The organism is Nonomuraea sp. NPDC052129, assembly GCF_040680095.1.
Taxonomy (GTDB): domain Bacteria; phylum Actinomycetota; class Actinomycetes; order Streptosporangiales; family Streptosporangiaceae; genus Nonomuraea.
Window position 1 is genome coordinate 39,410 of record NZ_JBFAVX010000021.1, and the last position, 17,047, is coordinate 56,456.

14 protein-coding genes are annotated in these 17,047 nt (G+C 69.0%); 5 read left to right on the top strand and 9 right to left on the bottom strand.

Going from position 1 to position 17,047, the window contains the following annotated elements:
* From AB0L53_RS36150 to AB0L53_RS36170, 5 genes are all read right to left on the bottom strand, one after another.
* Window positions 1-426, bottom strand: a complete 426-nt coding sequence (locus AB0L53_RS36150) for a DUF4440 domain-containing protein (RefSeq protein ID WP_357940466.1) — start codon at window positions 424-426, stop codon at window positions 1-3.
* Window positions 427-646: 220 nt separating this feature from the next.
* Complete coding sequence (locus AB0L53_RS36155; protein WP_364003862.1) at window positions 647-958, bottom strand: hypothetical protein; 312 nt, start codon at window positions 956-958, stop codon at window positions 647-649.
* Window positions 959-1,247: 289 nt separating this feature from the next.
* Entirely contained in the window at window positions 1,248-1,739 is a 492-nt protein-coding gene (locus AB0L53_RS36160; RefSeq protein ID WP_358450122.1) for a hypothetical protein, read from the bottom strand.
* Between the two features lie 38 nt (window positions 1,740-1,777).
* A complete protein-coding gene (locus AB0L53_RS36165; protein WP_364003865.1) occupies window positions 1,778-5,578 on the bottom strand; it encodes a S8 family serine peptidase in 3,801 nt (1,266 codons plus the stop codon).
* 226 nt (window positions 5,579-5,804) lie between these two features.
* Window positions 5,805-8,099: a glycosyl hydrolase family 28 protein gene (locus tag AB0L53_RS36170; protein ID WP_364003868.1), complete on the bottom strand. Its 2,295-nt coding sequence runs from the start codon at window positions 8,097-8,099 to the stop codon at window positions 5,805-5,807.
* A gap of 203 nt (window positions 8,100-8,302) precedes the next feature.
* Here AB0L53_RS36170 and AB0L53_RS36175 point away from each other — a divergent pair, with 203 nt between their 5' ends.
* A complete protein-coding gene (locus tag AB0L53_RS36175; RefSeq protein WP_364003871.1) occupies window positions 8,303-8,788 on the top strand; it encodes a GNAT family N-acetyltransferase in 486 nt (161 codons plus the stop codon).
* A 182-nt stretch (window positions 8,789-8,970) separates the two neighbouring features.
* Here AB0L53_RS36175 and AB0L53_RS36180 read toward each other — a convergent pair whose 3' ends face one another.
* Entirely contained in the window at window positions 8,971-9,267 is a 297-nt protein-coding gene (locus AB0L53_RS36180) for a hypothetical protein (protein WP_364003874.1), read from the bottom strand.
* A gap of 138 nt (window positions 9,268-9,405) precedes the next feature.
* Here AB0L53_RS36180 and AB0L53_RS36185 point away from each other — a divergent pair, with 138 nt between their 5' ends.
* Entirely contained in the window at window positions 9,406-9,615 is a 210-nt protein-coding gene (locus AB0L53_RS36185; protein WP_357940479.1) for a hypothetical protein, read from the top strand.
* Window positions 9,616-10,182: 567 nt separating this feature from the next.
* Here AB0L53_RS36185 and AB0L53_RS36190 read toward each other — a convergent pair.
* The 3 genes from AB0L53_RS36190 to AB0L53_RS36200 form a co-directional block, all read right to left on the bottom strand.
* Window positions 10,183-11,424: an RNA polymerase sigma factor gene (locus tag AB0L53_RS36190; RefSeq protein ID WP_364003877.1), complete on the bottom strand. Its 1,242-nt coding sequence runs from the start codon at window positions 11,422-11,424 to the stop codon at window positions 10,183-10,185.
* 100 nt (window positions 11,425-11,524) lie between these two features.
* Window positions 11,525-11,863 (bottom strand): YciI family protein, encoded by a 339-nt coding sequence (locus AB0L53_RS36195; RefSeq protein ID WP_364003879.1) that lies wholly within the window; start codon window positions 11,861-11,863, stop codon window positions 11,525-11,527.
* Window positions 11,860-12,447, bottom strand: a complete 588-nt coding sequence (locus AB0L53_RS36200) for a dihydrofolate reductase family protein (RefSeq protein ID WP_364003882.1) — start codon at window positions 12,445-12,447, stop codon at window positions 11,860-11,862. Before AB0L53_RS36200 ends, AB0L53_RS36195 begins: the two co-directional genes overlap by 4 nt.
* A gap of 240 nt (window positions 12,448-12,687) precedes the next feature.
* Between AB0L53_RS36200 and AB0L53_RS36205 the strand changes: the two genes are divergently transcribed.
* The 3 genes from AB0L53_RS36205 (at window position 12,688) to ligA (ending at window position 16,904) form a co-directional block, all read left to right on the top strand.
* The gene (locus AB0L53_RS36205; protein ID WP_364003885.1) at window positions 12,688-13,248 is read left to right on the top strand and encodes a helix-turn-helix domain-containing protein; all 561 of its coding nucleotides are present in this window, start codon (window positions 12,688-12,690) and stop codon (window positions 13,246-13,248) included.
* Window positions 13,245-14,540, top strand: coding sequence for an MFS transporter (locus tag AB0L53_RS36210; RefSeq protein WP_364003888.1), 1,296 nt, complete (start codon window positions 13,245-13,247; stop codon window positions 14,538-14,540). Before AB0L53_RS36205 ends, AB0L53_RS36210 begins: the two co-directional genes overlap by 4 nt.
* A 270-nt stretch (window positions 14,541-14,810) precedes the next feature.
* A complete protein-coding gene (gene ligA / locus AB0L53_RS36215; RefSeq protein WP_364003891.1) occupies window positions 14,811-16,904 on the top strand; it encodes an NAD-dependent DNA ligase LigA in 2,094 nt (697 codons plus the stop codon).
* Window positions 16,905-17,047: the final 143 nt, after the last annotated feature.

The window sequence follows — 17,047 nt, forward strand, 5'->3', positions numbered from 1 at the left end:
TCATCTGTATCGCTGGGGGATGACCAGGCCGGGGCGTTCATCGTCCCAGGCCATGGAACTCATCTTCCACTCGCCCGCCAACCGGACGAACTGAGTTGAGATGAGGCCTTCTACGGTGAACCGCGCCCCGTTCAAGACGCCCTCTTTCCGGTAGGTGCTGAAACGATGAGCCACGTTGCCGAATGTCTCCGTTGTCGCCGCCGACTCGGTTTCGCGGAAGGCCGTGAGCTCGCCCGCCTCGAACAGCTTGCCGCGAGAAGTCGCGAATTGGGCGACGGTGAGGATTTCCGGGTCGCCGGGACCGCTCCTGATCAGCCTGCCGTCCATGATGAAGAGATCGTGGATCGCGGCGTAGGACGGCCGGCCACCCTTGTCGAACGAGACCGCCTTGAAGAAGGATTCGATCAATTCTCTAAGCTCGTCCATGAACGAGACCCTTTCACTGGATCAGCAGCTAGTCACCAGGGGTTCGCGAGATCCTGGCCTCGGTGCGGCGGAAACTTCCCGAAATCACCTGATCGGGATGGGTTTGGGGTTCTAGAGTCTGTCCGTGGCTCATGAGGACGAGGCGACGGTGGTCTGGGTGACCGAGGCGGAGGCGGCGGCCAATGTGCAGGCCGTTTCCGCCAGCATGATGGGGTGTGCCTCATTGAGGCGCATTCTCCGATCTAATCCTCTGTGCCACCAACCACAACCATATATAGGCGCCGAGGCATACCAGTTGAAGCGGGATCAGAGCCAGCACCAGCCAGCGAGGAAAGTCGAAGAGGGCAATGCTAGCCATGGCCATCAGAAACACCGCTAGCAAGCAGGCGGCCTTGGCAATCAGTTGGCCCGCTCTGATTCCACCCCGGTGACGCTGCCATCGTGCATGCAGCAGCTTAGTGTTCAGCGCCAGCAAACCGAACGCCCCGACCGCGCAGGCCATGACGAACGCTGCCCAGTGAAGTACGCCCATCCATGCATTCCAGGTCATCCGCCGGGGCCTTCCTGAAGAACTGGTTGCGAGGGCGGAGTAGTTCCACCCAATTGGGCGTTCTGCCGAACTGTCACTGTAGATCAAGGACGCCACCCCCGCTTCACATCGGCGTGATAGGCCATAGAAAGCACCCCTTGAGGGCCTTTCGCTCCGTCTGCTCGACGTGGCCGTCATCGCGGCTGCTGAGCGCCGTCGAGTACTCCCGAAGCTCACCGTGATCGACGGTCCTTCTTCTTGAGCATGTAGTGCGGGTACTTCAGTCGTGGCTCTACCAGTGACACCACGACTTCGGCGTATGTATGGCGGCTCCCCCGGCGGAATTTTCGGGGTATCCGGGCCGGCCCAGGTCGATGAGGTGGCGCAGCTTCCGGCGACTGTCACTGGCGATGGTCAGGGTAGCGCGTAGGCAGTCCTGGAGCTCTCGACGGAAAGCCTTTGAACCGAGCGCTGGATCATCGCCGAACAGACGCTCGACCGCATGCCGTTGCCAGTCGACCGCCGACTGGGAGAGCACCCGGCGGTCGACCCAGGTGCCGGCCAGTGGAGCTCCTCCAGGGTGAAGAAAGAGCTGACGTCCCGGAGCCGGCGAGGTCAGGGTGTCCTTGGGCTGCTGAAGTCCAGCATGCGTGTCGCGACGTGCAGCGCGGGACATGACAAGGTCGTCATGCTCGCGAACGTCGACCGTCGCGCCGTTCTCGGGCTCAAATTCGCTGCCATTGTGCCGGAACGGCTGGCACTGGACATGCGGGTAGGCGGCCACGGAACGCGAGCATCCCGTGGCCGCCGAAGCCGAAGAGGTTACTTCAGGCCGTACGCGCGGTCGACGGTCTGGGTGACCCTGCCGCCAGTCTTGTCTTCAGCGTTCACCCGCAGTGATACGAAGCCGCTGGTGGCGGCCAGTGCTGGGTGGAGGATGCGCACTCGGAAACGGCCGTCGCCGAGCTTGCGCACGTTCTCGGCCTGGCGCCAGGTGGTGCCGTCGTCGACGGAGTACTCCACCCGGGCCGAGCGTGCCTCCGAAGCCGAACGCGCCGCCGGGCGGGCGGTCAGCTCGAAGGTGAAAGGCCGCCCGGAAGAGGCCCGGTTGAGCAGGTCCACCGGCAGGTCGTACCTGAGCACCAGAGCAGGCTGGAACGCGCAGGCGGGACCGAAGCTGCACGTATGGTCGCGCGGCTTGCCGGAGGGCGCTCCCGTCGAGGTGAACCGCCAGCCGGAGGTCACCTTGGGGGACAAGGTCCGGTAGGTGGTGTCCACCGTGTCCAGCCGGTACGCCGACGGTCCAGCGGGCACGGTGAACGAGCGGGGGCCCCAGCCTTGCACCGGGATCTCGGTGCCGCCCGCCACGAGACGGGGAGCGGAGGAGACCGTGCTCAGGTCGCTGTAGTGGCGCGGGTCCGAGTCCAGCCACTGCTCGGCGGGCACGAACCGGTCTCCGTCCCGGCACAGCGCGCACGGCACCGGCACCCCCGACGGCGCGGTGGCCGCGCCGGGCACGAGCGGGGCCTTGAACCAGTCCTCGTCCGTACGGGCCGCCCGCGCGAACGTGTCCTGCGACCGGAGCTCCAGGCCCTGGTTGCCGACCGAGCGTGACCAGCGCACGTCATCGCGGACCGGGCCGTAGTACTCGGTACGTTCGAACGGCATCGTCACCCACTGGCCGAACGACAGCTCGGCGGCACCGGCGGACGACGTCACCAGCAGGTGTCCCTGGGCGTTCGGCTGGTCGGCGTGGTAGCGGGTCTCGACGCGGGCCAGGCGGTCCCGGTCCAGCTTCTCCGGCTTGCGGGGGATCTTCCCCTTCGAGTCATACCGCAGCCGGTAGAAGGAGGGCTCCCCGGAGTACGGCGTGAGCCGCAGCGAGGTCGCCCCACGCTGGACGACGGCCCGCAGCGCGCGACCCTGCGCCGCGTCCAGCCCGAACCGCAGGAACCTGGTGTCGGCGAAGCCCGGCAGCCGTGTCCCGGCACCGTCGGCGTCGTAGAAGCCGATGAAACCGGCGGCGCCGCCCTGCTTGGCCAGTGCGGACGCCTCGTCCATCCGCGGGGTCGCGTCGCTGTACGGCGTCGGGCCGGTGCCCAGTGGCACCCCCACCAGGACCAGCTTGCCGGTGAGGTCCAGGCCCTCGAAGTCCGCCGGCCTGCCCTGACCGGCGTAGACCAGGGGATAGTCGGTGGGCTTGGTGATGAGCGAGCGGACCGTGTCGACCTCGTAGGACGGGTCGAGGGTGAGCCGGCCCGCCGTGGCGGCGGCCAGCACGCCGGGCTCCATCTGCCACATGTGCGACAGGCTCATCGTGCCCGCCTTGACCGACGACACCGGCGTGGCGTACAGGTCCACGTGCCTGCCGTTCTCCGTGCTCGCCGTGATCGTGACGGGGGAGGGGCGGTCGGTGAAGGTCCGGACGTACTGGACCTTACCCTCGGCGTCCATGGCGGCGTCCGTGGCGGTGCGCGAGGTCGGCTTGAGCGGGACGGTGTCGCGGGCGTCCAGGTCGAGGGTCTGGTCGTCCTTCAGGGTCACGTCGCGGATGACCAGGGAGGTGCGGGTCCTCATGTAGGTCTCGTTCGCGACGGCGATCACCTCGTAGTCGCCGTCCGGGAGGTACTGCTCGCCGTTCCCGGTCAGGTCGAGGCGGCCGTAGTAGTACGCGTACGGATGGAAGGGGTCATCCGGGCTGTTGCTCCGCCGCAGCGGGACGATGTAGACCAGCGGCCCGAGCCGCCCGCCCTGGCCGGGACGGGAGGAGAACTCCTTGGCGCCGTACGAGTTGGTCAGGGAGATCTTCAGCAGGTGCGTGTCCGGGCCGGTGTAGTAGCTGAAGGGCGTGGCCAGCCGGGCGTCGCCCGCCGTCGCCGTGACCCAGCCGCCGTAGGCGCCCTCGGGGCCGAGGGCCGGGTTCACGGTGAGGTCGACCGTGGCGGTGCCGTTCGCGGGGACGGTGACGGTCTCCGCGCCCAGGCGGATCGCGCCCGCCGGGGTGGGGCCGCCGCTCCAGGCGCGGGTGTCGGCCTTCAACGCGAGGGTGACGGGCGCGGCACCGGTGTTGCGGTACGTGACCTTCTTGGTGACGCTGCCCTTGTCCCGTTCGAGGCGGAGGAAGTCGACGACCGGGTCGGCGAAGACGCTCTGGGTGACCGCGCGCCCGAGGTCCAGCCGCCCGCCGCCCTCCTCGAACCAGTTGTGCTCCGCGTTGCGCGTCGAGGTGGAGACGAGGGCGGCGCTCAGCTCGTCGGCGTCCCAGTCGGGATGCTGCTGGGCCAGCACCGCCGCGGCGCCCGCGACGTGCGGCGTGGCCATCGAGGTGCCGCTGAAGGAGGTGTAGCGGTCGTTGCCGGGGATGGACGGCTGGCCGGAGGTGCCGGACCGGGCGGCGACGATGTTGACGCCGGGGGCCACGATGTTCGGCTTGACCGCGGCGTCATCGAGGCGGGGCCCGATGCTGGAGAAGGGGGCCAGGGTCGTACCGGTGACCTTGTCCACCGCGCCGACCGCGAGCGCCTTGTCGGCGGCGGCGGGGACGCTCACCGTCTGGGGCTCGCCCTCGTTGCCCGCGGCGGCGACGAACAGCGTGCCGTACTTCTTCGTCAGCTCGTTGACCGCCTGGCTCGTCGGGTCCGTGCCGTCTCCGCAGCACACGCCGAGGCTCATGTTCACCACGTCGGCGCCCTGGGCCGAGGCCCACTCCATACCCGCGATCAGCCAGGACAGCTCGCCGTAGCCGTCGTCGTCGAGCACCTTGCCGACGAGCAGCGACGCGGCGGGCGCGACTCCCCGGTACTTGCCGTCGGAGGCCGCGCCGGAGCCGGCGATGGTGGAGGCGACGTGGGTGCCGTGGCCGACCACGTCGGTGGTGTCCGGGGTGGTGGAGAAGTTCTCGGTGGCGAGGATGCGGCCGGCGAAGTCGGGGTGCCCGGCGTCGATGCCGGTGTCGAGGACCGCCACCTTGGTGCCGGCGCCGTCGAAGCCCTTCTGCCACGCGGTGGGGGCGCCGATGAGCGGGACGCTCTGGTCGAGGGACGCCTTGACGCGGCGGTCGAGCCAGATCTTGGAGATGCCGCTCTTGAGCGTGGCTCCTGGCTGGAGTGCCGACCACAGCTTGCCGGACTCGGTGGCCCGCACCGTCACGGCCGCGCCGTGGATGATGTCGAGCGTCCGGGTGCGCTCGGTGCCGGGCAGGGGTTCGGCGGCCTTCGCGCCGGGGTTGCCGCTGTACGTGATGATCAGCGGGATCGCCTTGGCGCGGTTCTCCCGTACGAGTGTCTCGACGTCGAACAGCTCCTCGTCGAGGGTGCCCGCGGCCACCAGGTCGGCGGCGTCGGACGGCATGACCAGGGTGCCTCCGTCGCGGTGGGGCAGCGTGGCGAACGTCACCGTCGAGCCGTCGGGCCGGGGCGCGGCCCGGGTGGCTAATTTCGGTGGCTCGCCGTTCTCGCCCGGCGTGAAGTCGACGACGTCGCCGGTGATGAGGGTGATGGTGCTGGGCTTGGTCGGTTTCGCGGGGTTGGTCGTGGTGGGCGGGGTCGCCGAGCTGGGTGTGGCGGTGGTGCAGAGCACGAGTGCCATACCGGTGAACACCGCGGCGATGCGGTTGTGGAACAAAGGAGAGGTCCTCCCGTTTTCGGCACATGGGAGCGCTCCCAAATGGCGCTCCTTCCTTGGTGATCTTTATATCGCGCGCCGTTGCCGCCGAGCCGCCGGGCCTCCGTACGAAGCCGTTACGAAGCCGCCGAGCTTCCAGGCCCTCTTCACGAAGCCGCCGCCCCGCCGGTGGAGGCGGGGCGGCGGTTCGTTCCGCCCGCAGGAAGGCGGAAGGGGGAAGGTTTGCTCAGGCGACCGAGATCTTGTCCAGGTTCGGGCCGCCGCCGGCCGTGGTCGAGGTCGCCCGGATCACGTTGGCGCCCGCGTTGAGCGGGACGGTCACCGTGGCGGTGCTCCAGGTCGTCCACACCCCGGTGGTGGGGAAGGCCAGCTCGTCGGAGGTCAGGACGCCGTTGACCGTGATGTCCATCGGCCGGTTGGACGTGGTGCCGTTCGCGAAGCGCAGGACCACCGTGGCGTTGCCCGCCTGGGCAGCCGTCACCGCGAACTCGACGTAGCTGCCGACCAGGTTGTCATAGTTCACGAACCCGGTGCCGGTGAAGCCCGCGTGGTTCGACTCGACCACGCCCTGGGAGATCGTCGCGTTCTCCGCCTGGTACTCCGTGGGCGCGGGCCCGGCCACCTCGGTGTCGAGGTAGTCGAGGTTCGGGCCGCCGCCGGCCGTGGTGGAGGTGGCGCGTACGGCGTTCGCGCCCGCGTTGAACGGCGCGGTCACCGTCACGGACTGCCAGGTGGTCCAGGCCCCGGTCGGCGGGAACGGGAACTCGTCGGCGACCAGGACGCCGTTGACCGTGATGTCCATCGGCCGGTTGGTCGTGGTGCCGTTGGCGTAGCGGAACGTCAGGGTGGTGTTGCCCGCCTGCGTCGCCGGCGCGCTCCACTCCACGTAGCTGCCGACCAGGTTGTCGCCGTTGACGAAGCCGGTGCCGCTGAAGCCCGCGTGGTTGGACTCCACGACGCCCTGGGAGATCGTGGCGTCCTCCGCCTCCAGGAACTCGGTGCCGGGGTTGCCCGGCGTACAGGCGTCGGAAGAGCCGGTGGCGCTGACCCGCAGGGCTCCGCCGGCGGTGTTCTGGCTGTTCTGGACGCAGTAGCCGGTGATCGTCTGGAAGACCATGTCGTTCGGGCTGTTGCTGCCCCGCTCGGCCGTGAACCGGTCGAACGACACCGTGCTGCCCGTGTTCGCGATCACCGCGGGCCGGCAGTCGTTGGAGTTGAACTGGACCGAGCTGTCGACGAACTTGATGTCGTGCGCGTTGTGGATGTACCACCCGTACGCCGGCCGGGTGCCGATGCTGTTCGGGTTGTAGTTGGTCGCGTCGTTGCTCGGCACGCCGGTGCCCATGCAGCCGTTGCCGCCGGGGACGGTCAGGTCGACGTTGGTGAACGTGACGTTGCGGATCCGGTTGCTGGTGTTCGACTCGCCCCACAGGGTGGCGGTGAAGTTGTTGCCGCTCTGGCCGGAGGAGGTGACGTTCTCGTAGGTGATGTTCTCGATGCGGCCGACGCCGGGGCTGCCGCCGCATCGTCTGCGGGTGCCGATCTTCTCGGTGATCGCCGCCCGTACGTTGGTCATCGTGATGTCCTTGTAGTGGACGTCGGAGATGACCGTGCCGTCCATCGACACCATGCCGAGCCCTGACTTGTTCGAGCCGTTGATGGAGATGCGCTCGAAGTGGTAGCCGGTGAAGTTGCCGCAGGTCTCCGAGCCGAACATCAGCGCGTTGCAGCACACGGCCGAGAGTTGGGCGTCGGTGACGGTGACGTTCCCGTTCGCGTAGGTCTGTCCGAGTGCCCAGTCGCTCTTGAAGACGAGGGCGTCGTCGTTGGCCGCGATGTTCGGGCGGCGGATGGTGACGTTCTGGGCGCTGATGACGTTCCAGCCGTCACGGTCGCTGGCGGTGTCGATCCGCAGGTCGTCCGAGGTGATGTTGTTGCAGGCGTTGGTGAGCATCGCGAAGTGGCCGCCGCGCCGCAGGCGGATGCCGCTGACCGTCAGTCCGTCGCACCGCGTGAGGGAGATGATCTTGTCCGCCTCGCCGGAGCCGGGGTTGCCGGTGATGAGGTTGCCGCCGCCGTCGATGGTGCCCGTCCCGACGAACCCGATGTTGGTGAGGCGGTCGCCATAGATCATCGCGTTGTGGAAGTGGCTGTGCCCGTAGTCCTGGTAGTTGTCGTTCGGGTTCGACTCCGGCGCGTCGTAGTCGTCGTTGGAGGCGCCCATGATGGTGGAGCCGGCGTCGAGCTGGAGGGTGACGTTGCTCTTCATGTGGATGGTGTTGGCGGACTTGTAGGTGCCCGACGGGAACTGCACGGTCCCGCCGCCGGCGGTGTTGGCCGCCGTGATGGCCGAGTTGATGGCGGAGGTGTCGTTCGTGGAGCCGTTGCCGGTGGCTCCGTAGTCCTTGACGTTGAACACCGCCAGCGCCCCCGCGGGCTGAGCGGGGATGACGATCGAGAACATCGCCAGAATGACGGCGGCAACCCATGCGGCTGCTCTTGGTAAGGCGGATTCGCTCATGGGGGTGTGTGCTCCTGCCTGACAGTCGGTTGCAGACCTGACGCTCAAGCTAGGCTCAAAGGTCGGATGTGACAAGGGATATGATTTGGAAACATCCAGATCGAGGGGATATCGGACATAAAACATCGGGTCTCTAAGCGCCGAAATCACTGCAACCGGTTCCGGTGTTCTGGCGTTTGCCTGCCCCTACTACTCTGAGGCCCATGATTCGCCGCGCCACCGTTGACGACGTCCCCGCGATGCTCCAGCTCGTGCATGAGCTGGCCACGTACGAGAAGGCTGCGCACGAGGTGCGGGCGACCGAGGCACAGCTGCGCGACGTGCTCTTCGGCGCTGAGCCCGCCGTGTTCGCGCATGTCGTCGAACACGATGGTGAGGTGGCCGGGTTCGCGGTGTGGTTCCTCAGCTTCTCGACCTGGCGGGGGACGCACGGGATCTATCTGGAGGATCTGTACGTCCGTCCCGGGATGCGCGGGTCCGGCTATGGCAAGGCGCTGCTGGCCGAGCTGGCCCGGATCTGCGCCGAACGCGGCTACCACCGGCTCGAATGGTCGGTACTCGACTGGAACGAACCGGCCATCGGGTTCTACCGCAAGCTGGGCGCCGTACCGCTCGACGAGTGGACGATGTTCAGACTGACCGACGAACCGCTCAAGCTCCTGGCCGCACAGACGGACGAAGCACGCTAGACCTCCCTCTCGGGCACTGGGCTTCTCGCGGCGGCGGCTTTCTCACGTGTATTGGTTTTCTCTCGACATCAGACCGCAGGCCGCTCCATGAGAGGCGGCCTGCGGTCGGTTCGCTGGTCGTTTCGCTCCGTGTGATTAGCGCGTGCGGCTACGTGCCCGCGTGCGTCCAGGGGCGCGCGCCACTACGTGCCTGCGTGCGTCCGGGGGCGCACACCGCCGGACGCCCGGTCGAACATCTCCACCTTCGCTTCCTCGTCGACCTCCATGTGCGTCTCCTCGATGCGGAGCGCGACACCCAGGGCGAGGAACGTGGGCGCCCACTGGCCGACGAAGATCCCCCAGCGGTCCGCCCGGTCGAGGCCGGCCTTCTCCATGTTCCTCGACATCAGCCAGGACGCGATGGACGCACCGATCGACGCGACACCGGCCGCGTACATATGACTGGACCGGATGCCCATTTTGTGGAGCATTTTGATCATGATTCCCCCTTTGTTCTGGTCCTGTTACCCAAGGCCAGGAGGGGTAATCGCGCTCCTTCGGCGTCGGCCAGGCTTCACTCAGGTCTCGGTGAGACCAAGTCGCCGCGATCTGTCGGTGGCGGCTGCGATAGTGGGGTCGTGCTTCACTCCTCTCTCCTCCTGCCCTGCCACGTCCGCGAGCTACCCGGCGACGCCATCGAGCTGATGCCCATCGTGCTGCCCATGACCTTGACCAGCTCTCAGCGCCGCCAACTCGCCGAAATCCTCCTGGCCGGGCTCGACGAGCCCGACGCGTGTCCCGCCGTCCTCCCCACCCGCCGCGGCCACTTCGTCCACGTGGCCACGTGATCTCCTCCCAGACGCTCTCGTCTCTTCTCTTACGGCGCCACCCGCCGCGGCCGCGTGATCTCCGTTCCAGACGCTTTTGACCTTCTCTTACGGAGCCACCCGCCGCAGCCTCTTCATCCACGTGTCCACGTGACCGCCGTCCCGATGCTTTTGTCTCTTCTTTTACGGCACAGCCGGGTTGGCGCCACCCGCCGTACGGGGTCGGTCGCCTCCAGGGAGACGGCCTCTGACCCGCACGGGGCCCGCCGCCGTTACGGCGCATCGCGGGCCGTGGCCTCCCTGAAAACACTCGCTGTGACGGATCGGACAGCGGCTGTCGGACGCTGAGCGCCCACGTCAGCCCGAGGCCGGATCCGCCGCCGGAGCGGCACAGCGCAGGAGAGCCCGCTCGGCTCAGCCCGAGGCCGGTTCCACCGCCAGGGCGGCATCGGTGGGAGAAGACGTGCTCGGCTCAAGCCGGAGGCCGCATCTACCGCTAGAGCCGCACGGTGTGGGAGAACCCGCTCAGCTCGGCCCGAGACTGGGTCCGCTACCGGAGCGGCATCGGTGCGGGAGGGCGCGCTCGGATCAGTCCGATCGGTCCGAGGCTGGATCCACCGCTACGGCCGCACGGCGCAGGAATGCGCGTTCGGTCGCGTTGCCGCTGCAGGCGATGGCTGCCTCATATGCCTGTGCCGCCTCCGCGCCACGGCCCAGGCGGCGGAGCAGATCAGCGCGGATCGCGTGATAGAGGTAGAAGCCGTCCAGATCGAGGCCGTCGACCAGGGCGAGTGCCGACGATGGCCCGTTGACCTCGGCCACCGCCACCGCCCGGTTCAACGCGACTACCGGGCTCGGGGCCACGGCGGCGAGCTGGTCGTACAACTGGAGGATCTGCCCCCAATCGGTGGCCGCCGCCGACGGCGCGTCACTGTGCACCGCGTTGATCGCGGCCTGGATCTGGTAAGGCCCGGGTCGGCCGCGTCGCAGGCAGGCTCGGACGATGGCTTGGCCTTCCGCGATCAGGGAGTGCTCCCAGCGGGCCCGGTCCTGGTCGGCCAGGAGCACCAGGTCGCCGTCCGGGGTCGTGCGGGTGGCTCGCCGCGACTCGATCAGCAGCATCAGCGCGAGCAATCCGAGGACCTCGGGCTCGTCGGGCATCAGCGCGGCCAGCAGGCGGCCCAGCCGGATCGCCTCGGCGGCGAGGTCCTCGCGGGTCAGCCGATCGCCGGAGCTCGCGGTGTAGCCCTCGTTGAAGATCAGATACACCACGGCCAGCACGGATCGCAGCCGGGCCGGGAGGTCGGCGTCGGCGGGTACGCGATAGGGGATGCGGGCGTCGCGGATCTTGCCTTTGGCTCGGACCAGGCGCTGGGCCATGGTCGGCTCGGGGACCAGGAAGGCACGGGCGATCTCCGCGGTGGACAGGCCGCCCAGCAGCCGTAGGGTGAGGGCGACCTGGGCGGCGGTGGCCAGCGCGGGATGACAGCAGGTGAAGATCAGACGCAGCCGGTCGTCACGCACGGGACCCTCCTCGGCCGGTTCATCGGGGACGCGCAGCCGGGCGGCCTCGGCGTACCGCCGGTCGCGGCTCGCCTCGCGGCGCACCCGGTCGATGGCCCGGTTCCGAGCGGTGGTGATGATCCAGCCGTCGGGGCTGGGCGGCAGGCCGGTGGACGGCCACCGCTTGACCGCCTCGGCGAAGGCCTCCTGGACCGCCTCCTCGGCGAGATCGATGTCGCCGAAGACACGCACCAGGACCGCCACGGCCCGCCCGTACTCCTCCCGGAACACACCCTCGATATCCGGCGCCATTGGATTGGGTGTCATCGGGTCTGGCGGTGTCGGGTCCGGCATGATCGGGTCTCGCGTGATCGGTTCGGGCGGCGTCGGGTCGGGCAGGGTCCGTCGGGCGTGATCGGGTCCGGGGTCATCGGATTGGGCGGACCTCTATGGGCAGGGTGGTGGCCTGGGCCATTTTGCCGGCCCAGATGAGGGCCGCGTCCAGGTCCGGGGCCTCGACAACGGTGAAGCCGCCGACGTGTTCCTTGCCCTCGGTGAAGGGGCCGTCGGTCATCAGTACGTCGCCGTTCTGGGCGCGGAGCACCGTGGCCGTGGTCGGTGGGTATAGACCCACGCTGAAGACCCACGCACCGGTGGCCCGCAGCTCCTGGTTCAGCGCTTCGAGGTCGTCCATGATCTTGGCGAGGATCGGCGGGGCCGGTGGTGGCCCGTCCGGCTGGTACACACTGAGCAGGTACTCGGTCATCGGGTCTCCCTCTGGTAGGTGGCGATCACTACGCCGGTGGTGGTCGTTACGCTGTCCGTCAGTCGCAGCGGGCGGGAGGCGCTGTCGTCGGCGAACAGCCGGCTGCCGGTGCCCAGCACCAGCGGATGGGTCAGCAGGACGTACTCGTCGATCAGATCACGGCGAGCTAGCTGTCTGACCAGGTCCAGGCTGCCGATGATGCCCAGGCTCGGGCCTGGCTGCGCCCGCAACCCGGCCACGGCCTCGACCGCGTCGCCGTCCAGCAGGGTCGAGTTGACCCACGGCAGCGGCTGGGACGGCGTCCGCGATGCCACGTACTTGTGTGTCCGGTTGAGCACCTCGGTGAACGGGTTGCCGTCGTTCTGTTTGGGCCAGTAGCCGAACAAGTACTCGTACGTGCGGCGGCCCAGCAGCAGGCTGCCCTCCCCGGCCATCCGCCGCCCCATGACCGCGCCCATGATGTGGTCGCTGTAGGGCAGGGCCCAGCCGCCGTGGCTGAAGCCGCCGCGCCGGTCCTCGTCCGGCCGGCCCGGCGCCTGCGCCACCCCGTCGAGCGTCACGTTGGTGGTCACGACAATCTTCATGGCGAGCTTCTCCTGTCGGATTTGGCGCCGTTCTCGTGCCGACGTCTCACCCTTCACACGAATCGCGATGGCCCGGATCGACAGGTGAGCGCAGATTTCTCAGATGAAGTCGAGCAGGGCGCGTCGACCTCTTCGGGGAAGGTCCAGCCGATGCTGTGCGGGCGCCCTACACCTACCATCTACTTGCGCCTAAAGCACAAGAGATATTGCACAATGACTCTTGTGTATTAGGGTGGGGTCATGTCCCAGATCACCGACTCCAGGGTGCTCGCAGCCATGGCGCACCCGGTGCGCCGCCGCCTGCTCGACCTGTTGAAGATCCACGGCCCCGGCACCGCGAGCGCGCTGGCCCAGCGCACGGGCGAGGCGGTGGGCAATGTCAGCCACCACCTGCGCGCCCTGGCCGGCGCCGGGCTGATCGAGGAGGCGCCCGAGCTGGCCCGCGACCGGCGCGAGCGCTGGTGGCGGCGTACCTCGGAGAAGTTGTGCTGGTCCTCCACGGACTTCGCCGAGGACGCGGCGGGCGAGGCCATCGCCCGCGCCCTTGAGTCGCTCAACCTGGAACGGCAGGTCGGCCACGTACGGAGCTGGGCCGACCAGCCCCAATCCGAGCAGGAACGCTGGCAGCGCGGCCCGTTCTCCACCGAGACCTGGATCCAGGCGACCGACGACGAGCTGGCGCAGTTCGCCGCCGAGATCATCGCCGTCATGGACAAATGGGCTGAGCGTGACATCCCCGACGATGGCCAGGAACGCGCCACCGTCTTCACCTTCGCCCGTGGCGTCCCGGGGCAGCCATGACGGCCGAGACGCTTTCCAAGCTCAGGTTCGGCCTGCTCCGGCAGCGTGACTTCCGGCTGCTGTGGATCGGCGAGAGCGCCAGCAGCCTGGGCAGCGCGGTCACTGGAGTCGCGCTGCCCCTGGTCGCGGTGACCGTGCTGCACGCCTCCCCGTTCGCCGTCAGCGTGCTGGCGGCGGCCGTCTGGCTGCCGTGGCTGCTGGTCGGCCTGCCCGCGGGGGCCTGGGTCGATCGGCTCTCCCGGCGCGGGGTGATGCTCGCCGCCGACTGGGTGTCGATGGCGGCCTTCCTCAGCGTTCCGGCCGCGGCCTTGCTCGGCGTCCTGACCATCGGCCAGCTCGTCGCGGTCGCGCTGGTCGCGGGGACGGCGAAGGTGTTCTTCGCGACTGCCTACCGGGCGTACCTGCCGTCGCTGGTCGAGGACCGTGACCTGCTGGAGGCCAACGCGAAGCTGCAGGGGAGCGAGCAGGTGGCCAATCTGGCCGGGCCTGGTGTGGCCGGGCTCCTCGCCCAGTTCGCCTCCGCGCTCGGCGGTCTGGTGGTGGACGCGGTGAGCTTCGCCGTCTCGGCGCTCTGCCTGATGCGCGTCAGGCACGTCGAGATCGTGGAGCCGCGGCCCCGGCGGCGGCTGCGCAGTGAGATCAGGGACGGGCTGCGCACGGTGGTGGGCGACCCGCTGCTGCGCGGCAACATGTTCTACGGCTGCGTGGCCAACCTGGCGCTGACCGGCTACCAGTCGCTGCTCGTCGTCTTCCTGGTCGGCGACATCGGCCTGTCCGCGGGCACGACCGGCGCGCTGCTCGCGGCCACCAGCGCGGGCGGCGTCGCCGGCGCCTTCGCCGCCCGGCCGCTGGCGGCCCGGCTGGGCAGCGCGCGGGCCGTCCTGCTCGGCAAGGCCGGCCTGGCGCCGCTGGGCCTGCTGATCGCGTGCGCGGATCGCGGCGTCGGGTTGGTGCTGTTCGTGGCGGCCAGCATCACGATCATCGGGGGGATCGTCGCCGGGAACGTGATCTTCAGCGGGTTCACGCAGTCGTACGTGCCCGGCGAGCTGATGGGCAGGGTGAGCACCAGCATCCAGGTGGTCAACTTCGGCGCCATCCCGCTCGGCGCCCTGCTGGCGGGCACGCTGGCCGAGGCGTTCTCCGTGCGCGCGGCCCTGTGGGTGATGCTGGGTGTCTTCGCGCTGAGCGGCCTCATCCTGCTGGCGAGCCCGCTGCGGCGCCTGCGCGACCTGCCCGCGGGCCGGATGCACACGCGGACCGGCTCGGCGGTCGGCTTGGCCGCCTCGGACTGACTGGTGGGCTCTGCTGTCCCGAACTGAACGGACCGGCAGGCCTGTTCGGTGGTGGGCCCGGCTGTCCCGAACTGAACGGACCGGCAGGCCTGTTCGGTGGTCGGCTCGGCTGTCCCGAACTGAGCGGAGTCGTGGCGTCCGCGAGAGTCACGGGCCTGATCGGGCGCGGCACGGCGCCGATGAGGCGGGTGCCGGCAGGCCGGTTCGAGCGCAGCTCAAGCCCCAGATGTCCGGCGCAGAACTGTCGGTGCCAACAGGCATGATGGCCCTATGACCGACGAGCCCCCCATCACCGTCCTGGCCGACGAAACGGCCTACGCCGAAGCCGTGCAGCTTGCTGTCGACTCCGCCGCCGCCTACTACACCGACGGCACCTCCACCCGCGACGACGACACCTACGACCGGCTGGTCCGTGGCATCGAGGCATATGAGGCCAAGCATCCCGACCAGGTGCTGCCCAACTCGCCGACCGGGAAGGTGGCCGGCGGGGCGGTGGTCGGGGATGTGCCGCATACCGTGCCCATGCTGAGTCTGGACAACGTGTTCGGTGCTGAGCAGCTGGCTGAATGGGCCGCCGGGCTGGAGCGGAGGCTGGGGCGGGCAGTGGCCGCCTGGAGCGTGGAGCCCAAGCTCGACGGCCTGGCGATCTCGGCGCGCTACCGGCACGGCCGCCTGACGCAGCTCGTGACCCGGGGGGACGGCGTCGCCGGCGAGGATGTCTCCCACGCCATCGGCACCATCGTCGGCCTGCCCGACCGGCTGGCCGAGGCGGTCACGGTGGAGCTGCGCGGTGAGGTGATGATGACCGCCTCGCAGTTCGAGGACGCCTGCGCCAAGCGGCAGGCGCATGACGGCACCACGTTCGCCAATCCGCGCAGCGCGGCGGCGGGCACGCTGCGGGCCCAGGACCGGCCGTACGTGTGCGAGCTGACGTTCTTTGGCTACGGCGCGCTGCCCCACCCCGACGACGGCTCCGAGCCGGCCGTGCGCCTGCGCGAGCTGCCGCACAGCGAGATCATGGCTTGGGTGGCCGGGCAGGGAGTGCAGACCACGGCGGCCACGCCGGTCGCGGGCATCGTGGCCGAGTCGCTGGAGCAGGTTCAGGAGCGCGTCGGGGAGATCGCCACCATCCGTCCAGAGCTGCCGTTCGGCATCGACGGCATCGTGATCAAGTGTGATCTGGCGGTCGACCAGGTGGCGGCCGGGTTCAGCTCACGGGCGCCGCGCTGGGCGATCGCCTACAAGTTGCCCGCCACCGAGAAGATCACCAAGCTGATCGGCGTGGAGTGGAACACCGGCCGCACCGGCATCATCGCCCCCCGGGCCGTGCTGGAGCCGGTGGAGCTCGACGGCAGCGTCGTCACCTACGCCACCCTGCACAACGTCGCCGACATCACCCGCCGCGGCCTGATGCTCGGCGACAGCGTGACCGTCTACAAGGCGGGCGACGTCATCCCGCGCGTGGAGGCCCCGGTGGTGCACCTGCGCACCGGCGACGAGCAGCCGATCGAGATCCCGCAGGTCTGCCCGTCGTGCGGTGACGCCATCGACGCCTCGCAGGAGCGCTGGCGATGCGTGCGCGGGCGCCAGTGCCGGGCGATCGCCTCCATCGCCTACGCCGTCGGCCGTGACACCCTCGACATCGAGGGCCTCGCGGAAAACCGGATCCAGCAGATGCTCGACGCCGGGCTGATCGTCGACTTCGCCGACCTGTTCTCCTTGACCCGCGAGCAGTTGCTCGGCCTGGAGCGGATGGGCGAGACCAGCACCGACAATCTCCTGGCCGCCATCGAGCGGGCAAAGGCCCAACCGCTGAGCAGGGTGTTCTGCGCGCTGGGTGTGCGCGGCACCGGGCGGTCCATGTCCCGCCGCATCGCCCGTCACTTCGGCATGATGGACGCCATCCGCGCCGCCGGGGCCGACGGGGTGCAGGAGGTGGAGGGCGTCGGGCCGGAGAAGGCCGCGCTGCTGGTCGCCGAGCTGGCCGAGCTCACCGACCTGATCGACAAGCTGGTGGCCGCGGGGGTCAACATGGCCGAGCCCGGGGGCGCCGCGCGTCTGCCGGCGGGTGAGGAGCCGAATGGCGAGACGAAGGAGGCGCGGCCGCTGGACGGGATGTCGGTGGTGGTGACCGGAGCCATGAGCGGGACGCTGGCGGAGCTGACCCGCAACGAGGTCAACGAGCTGGTCGAGCGTGCCGGGGGCAAGTCGTCGTCGAGCGTCTCAGCCCGGACGTCACTCCTGGTAGCCGGGGAGAAGGCGGGGTCGAAGCGGGCCAAAGCCGAGCAGCTCGGGGTGCGGATCGTCACCCCTGAGGAGTTCGCCGAGCTGGTCGCCGCCTACACCAGTGAAAGCCTGGATTAACAGCAGGTTTCCTCAGTGACACATGTGTATTGCCCGTTACGCCAGTGAGTTACATGTAACGAACGCACAGCCACGGATCGTCAAAGTGCGTAACGCGCGATTCCTACATTCGGGTTCTGGCCGCCAAGTGAGCCGAGCGGCCG

What these genes read in the sequence shown, in the direction of transcription:
- AB0L53_RS36150 (WP_357940466.1), bottom strand. Translation starts at nt 426, where the DNA reads ATGGACGAGCTTAGAGAATTGATCGAATCCTTCTTCAAGGCGGTCTCG.
- AB0L53_RS36155 (WP_364003862.1), bottom strand. Translation starts at nt 958, where the DNA reads ATGGGCGTACTTCACTGGGCAGCGTTCGTCATGGCCTGCGCGGTCGGG.
- AB0L53_RS36170 (WP_364003868.1), bottom strand. Translation starts at nt 8,099, where the DNA reads ATGAGCGAATCCGCCTTACCAAGAGCAGCCGCATGGGTTGCCGCCGTC.
- AB0L53_RS36175 (WP_364003871.1), top strand. Translation starts at nt 8,303, where the DNA reads ATGATTCGCCGCGCCACCGTTGACGACGTCCCCGCGATGCTCCAGCTC.
- AB0L53_RS36180 (WP_364003874.1), bottom strand. Translation starts at nt 9,267, where the DNA reads ATGATCAAAATGCTCCACAAAATGGGCATCCGGTCCAGTCATATGTAC.
- AB0L53_RS36190 (WP_364003877.1), bottom strand. Translation starts at nt 11,424, where the DNA reads ATGACACCCAATCCAATGGCGCCGGATATCGAGGGTGTGTTCCGGGAG.
- AB0L53_RS36195 (WP_364003879.1), bottom strand. Translation starts at nt 11,863, where the DNA reads ATGACCGAGTACCTGCTCAGTGTGTACCAGCCGGACGGGCCACCACCG.
- AB0L53_RS36200 (WP_364003882.1), bottom strand. Translation starts at nt 12,447, where the DNA reads ATGAAGATTGTCGTGACCACCAACGTGACGCTCGACGGGGTGGCGCAG.
- AB0L53_RS36205 (WP_364003885.1), top strand. Translation starts at nt 12,688, where the DNA reads ATGTCCCAGATCACCGACTCCAGGGTGCTCGCAGCCATGGCGCACCCG.
- AB0L53_RS36210 (WP_364003888.1), top strand. Translation starts at nt 13,245, where the DNA reads ATGACGGCCGAGACGCTTTCCAAGCTCAGGTTCGGCCTGCTCCGGCAG.
- ligA (WP_364003891.1), top strand. Translation starts at nt 14,811, where the DNA reads ATGACCGACGAGCCCCCCATCACCGTCCTGGCCGACGAAACGGCCTAC.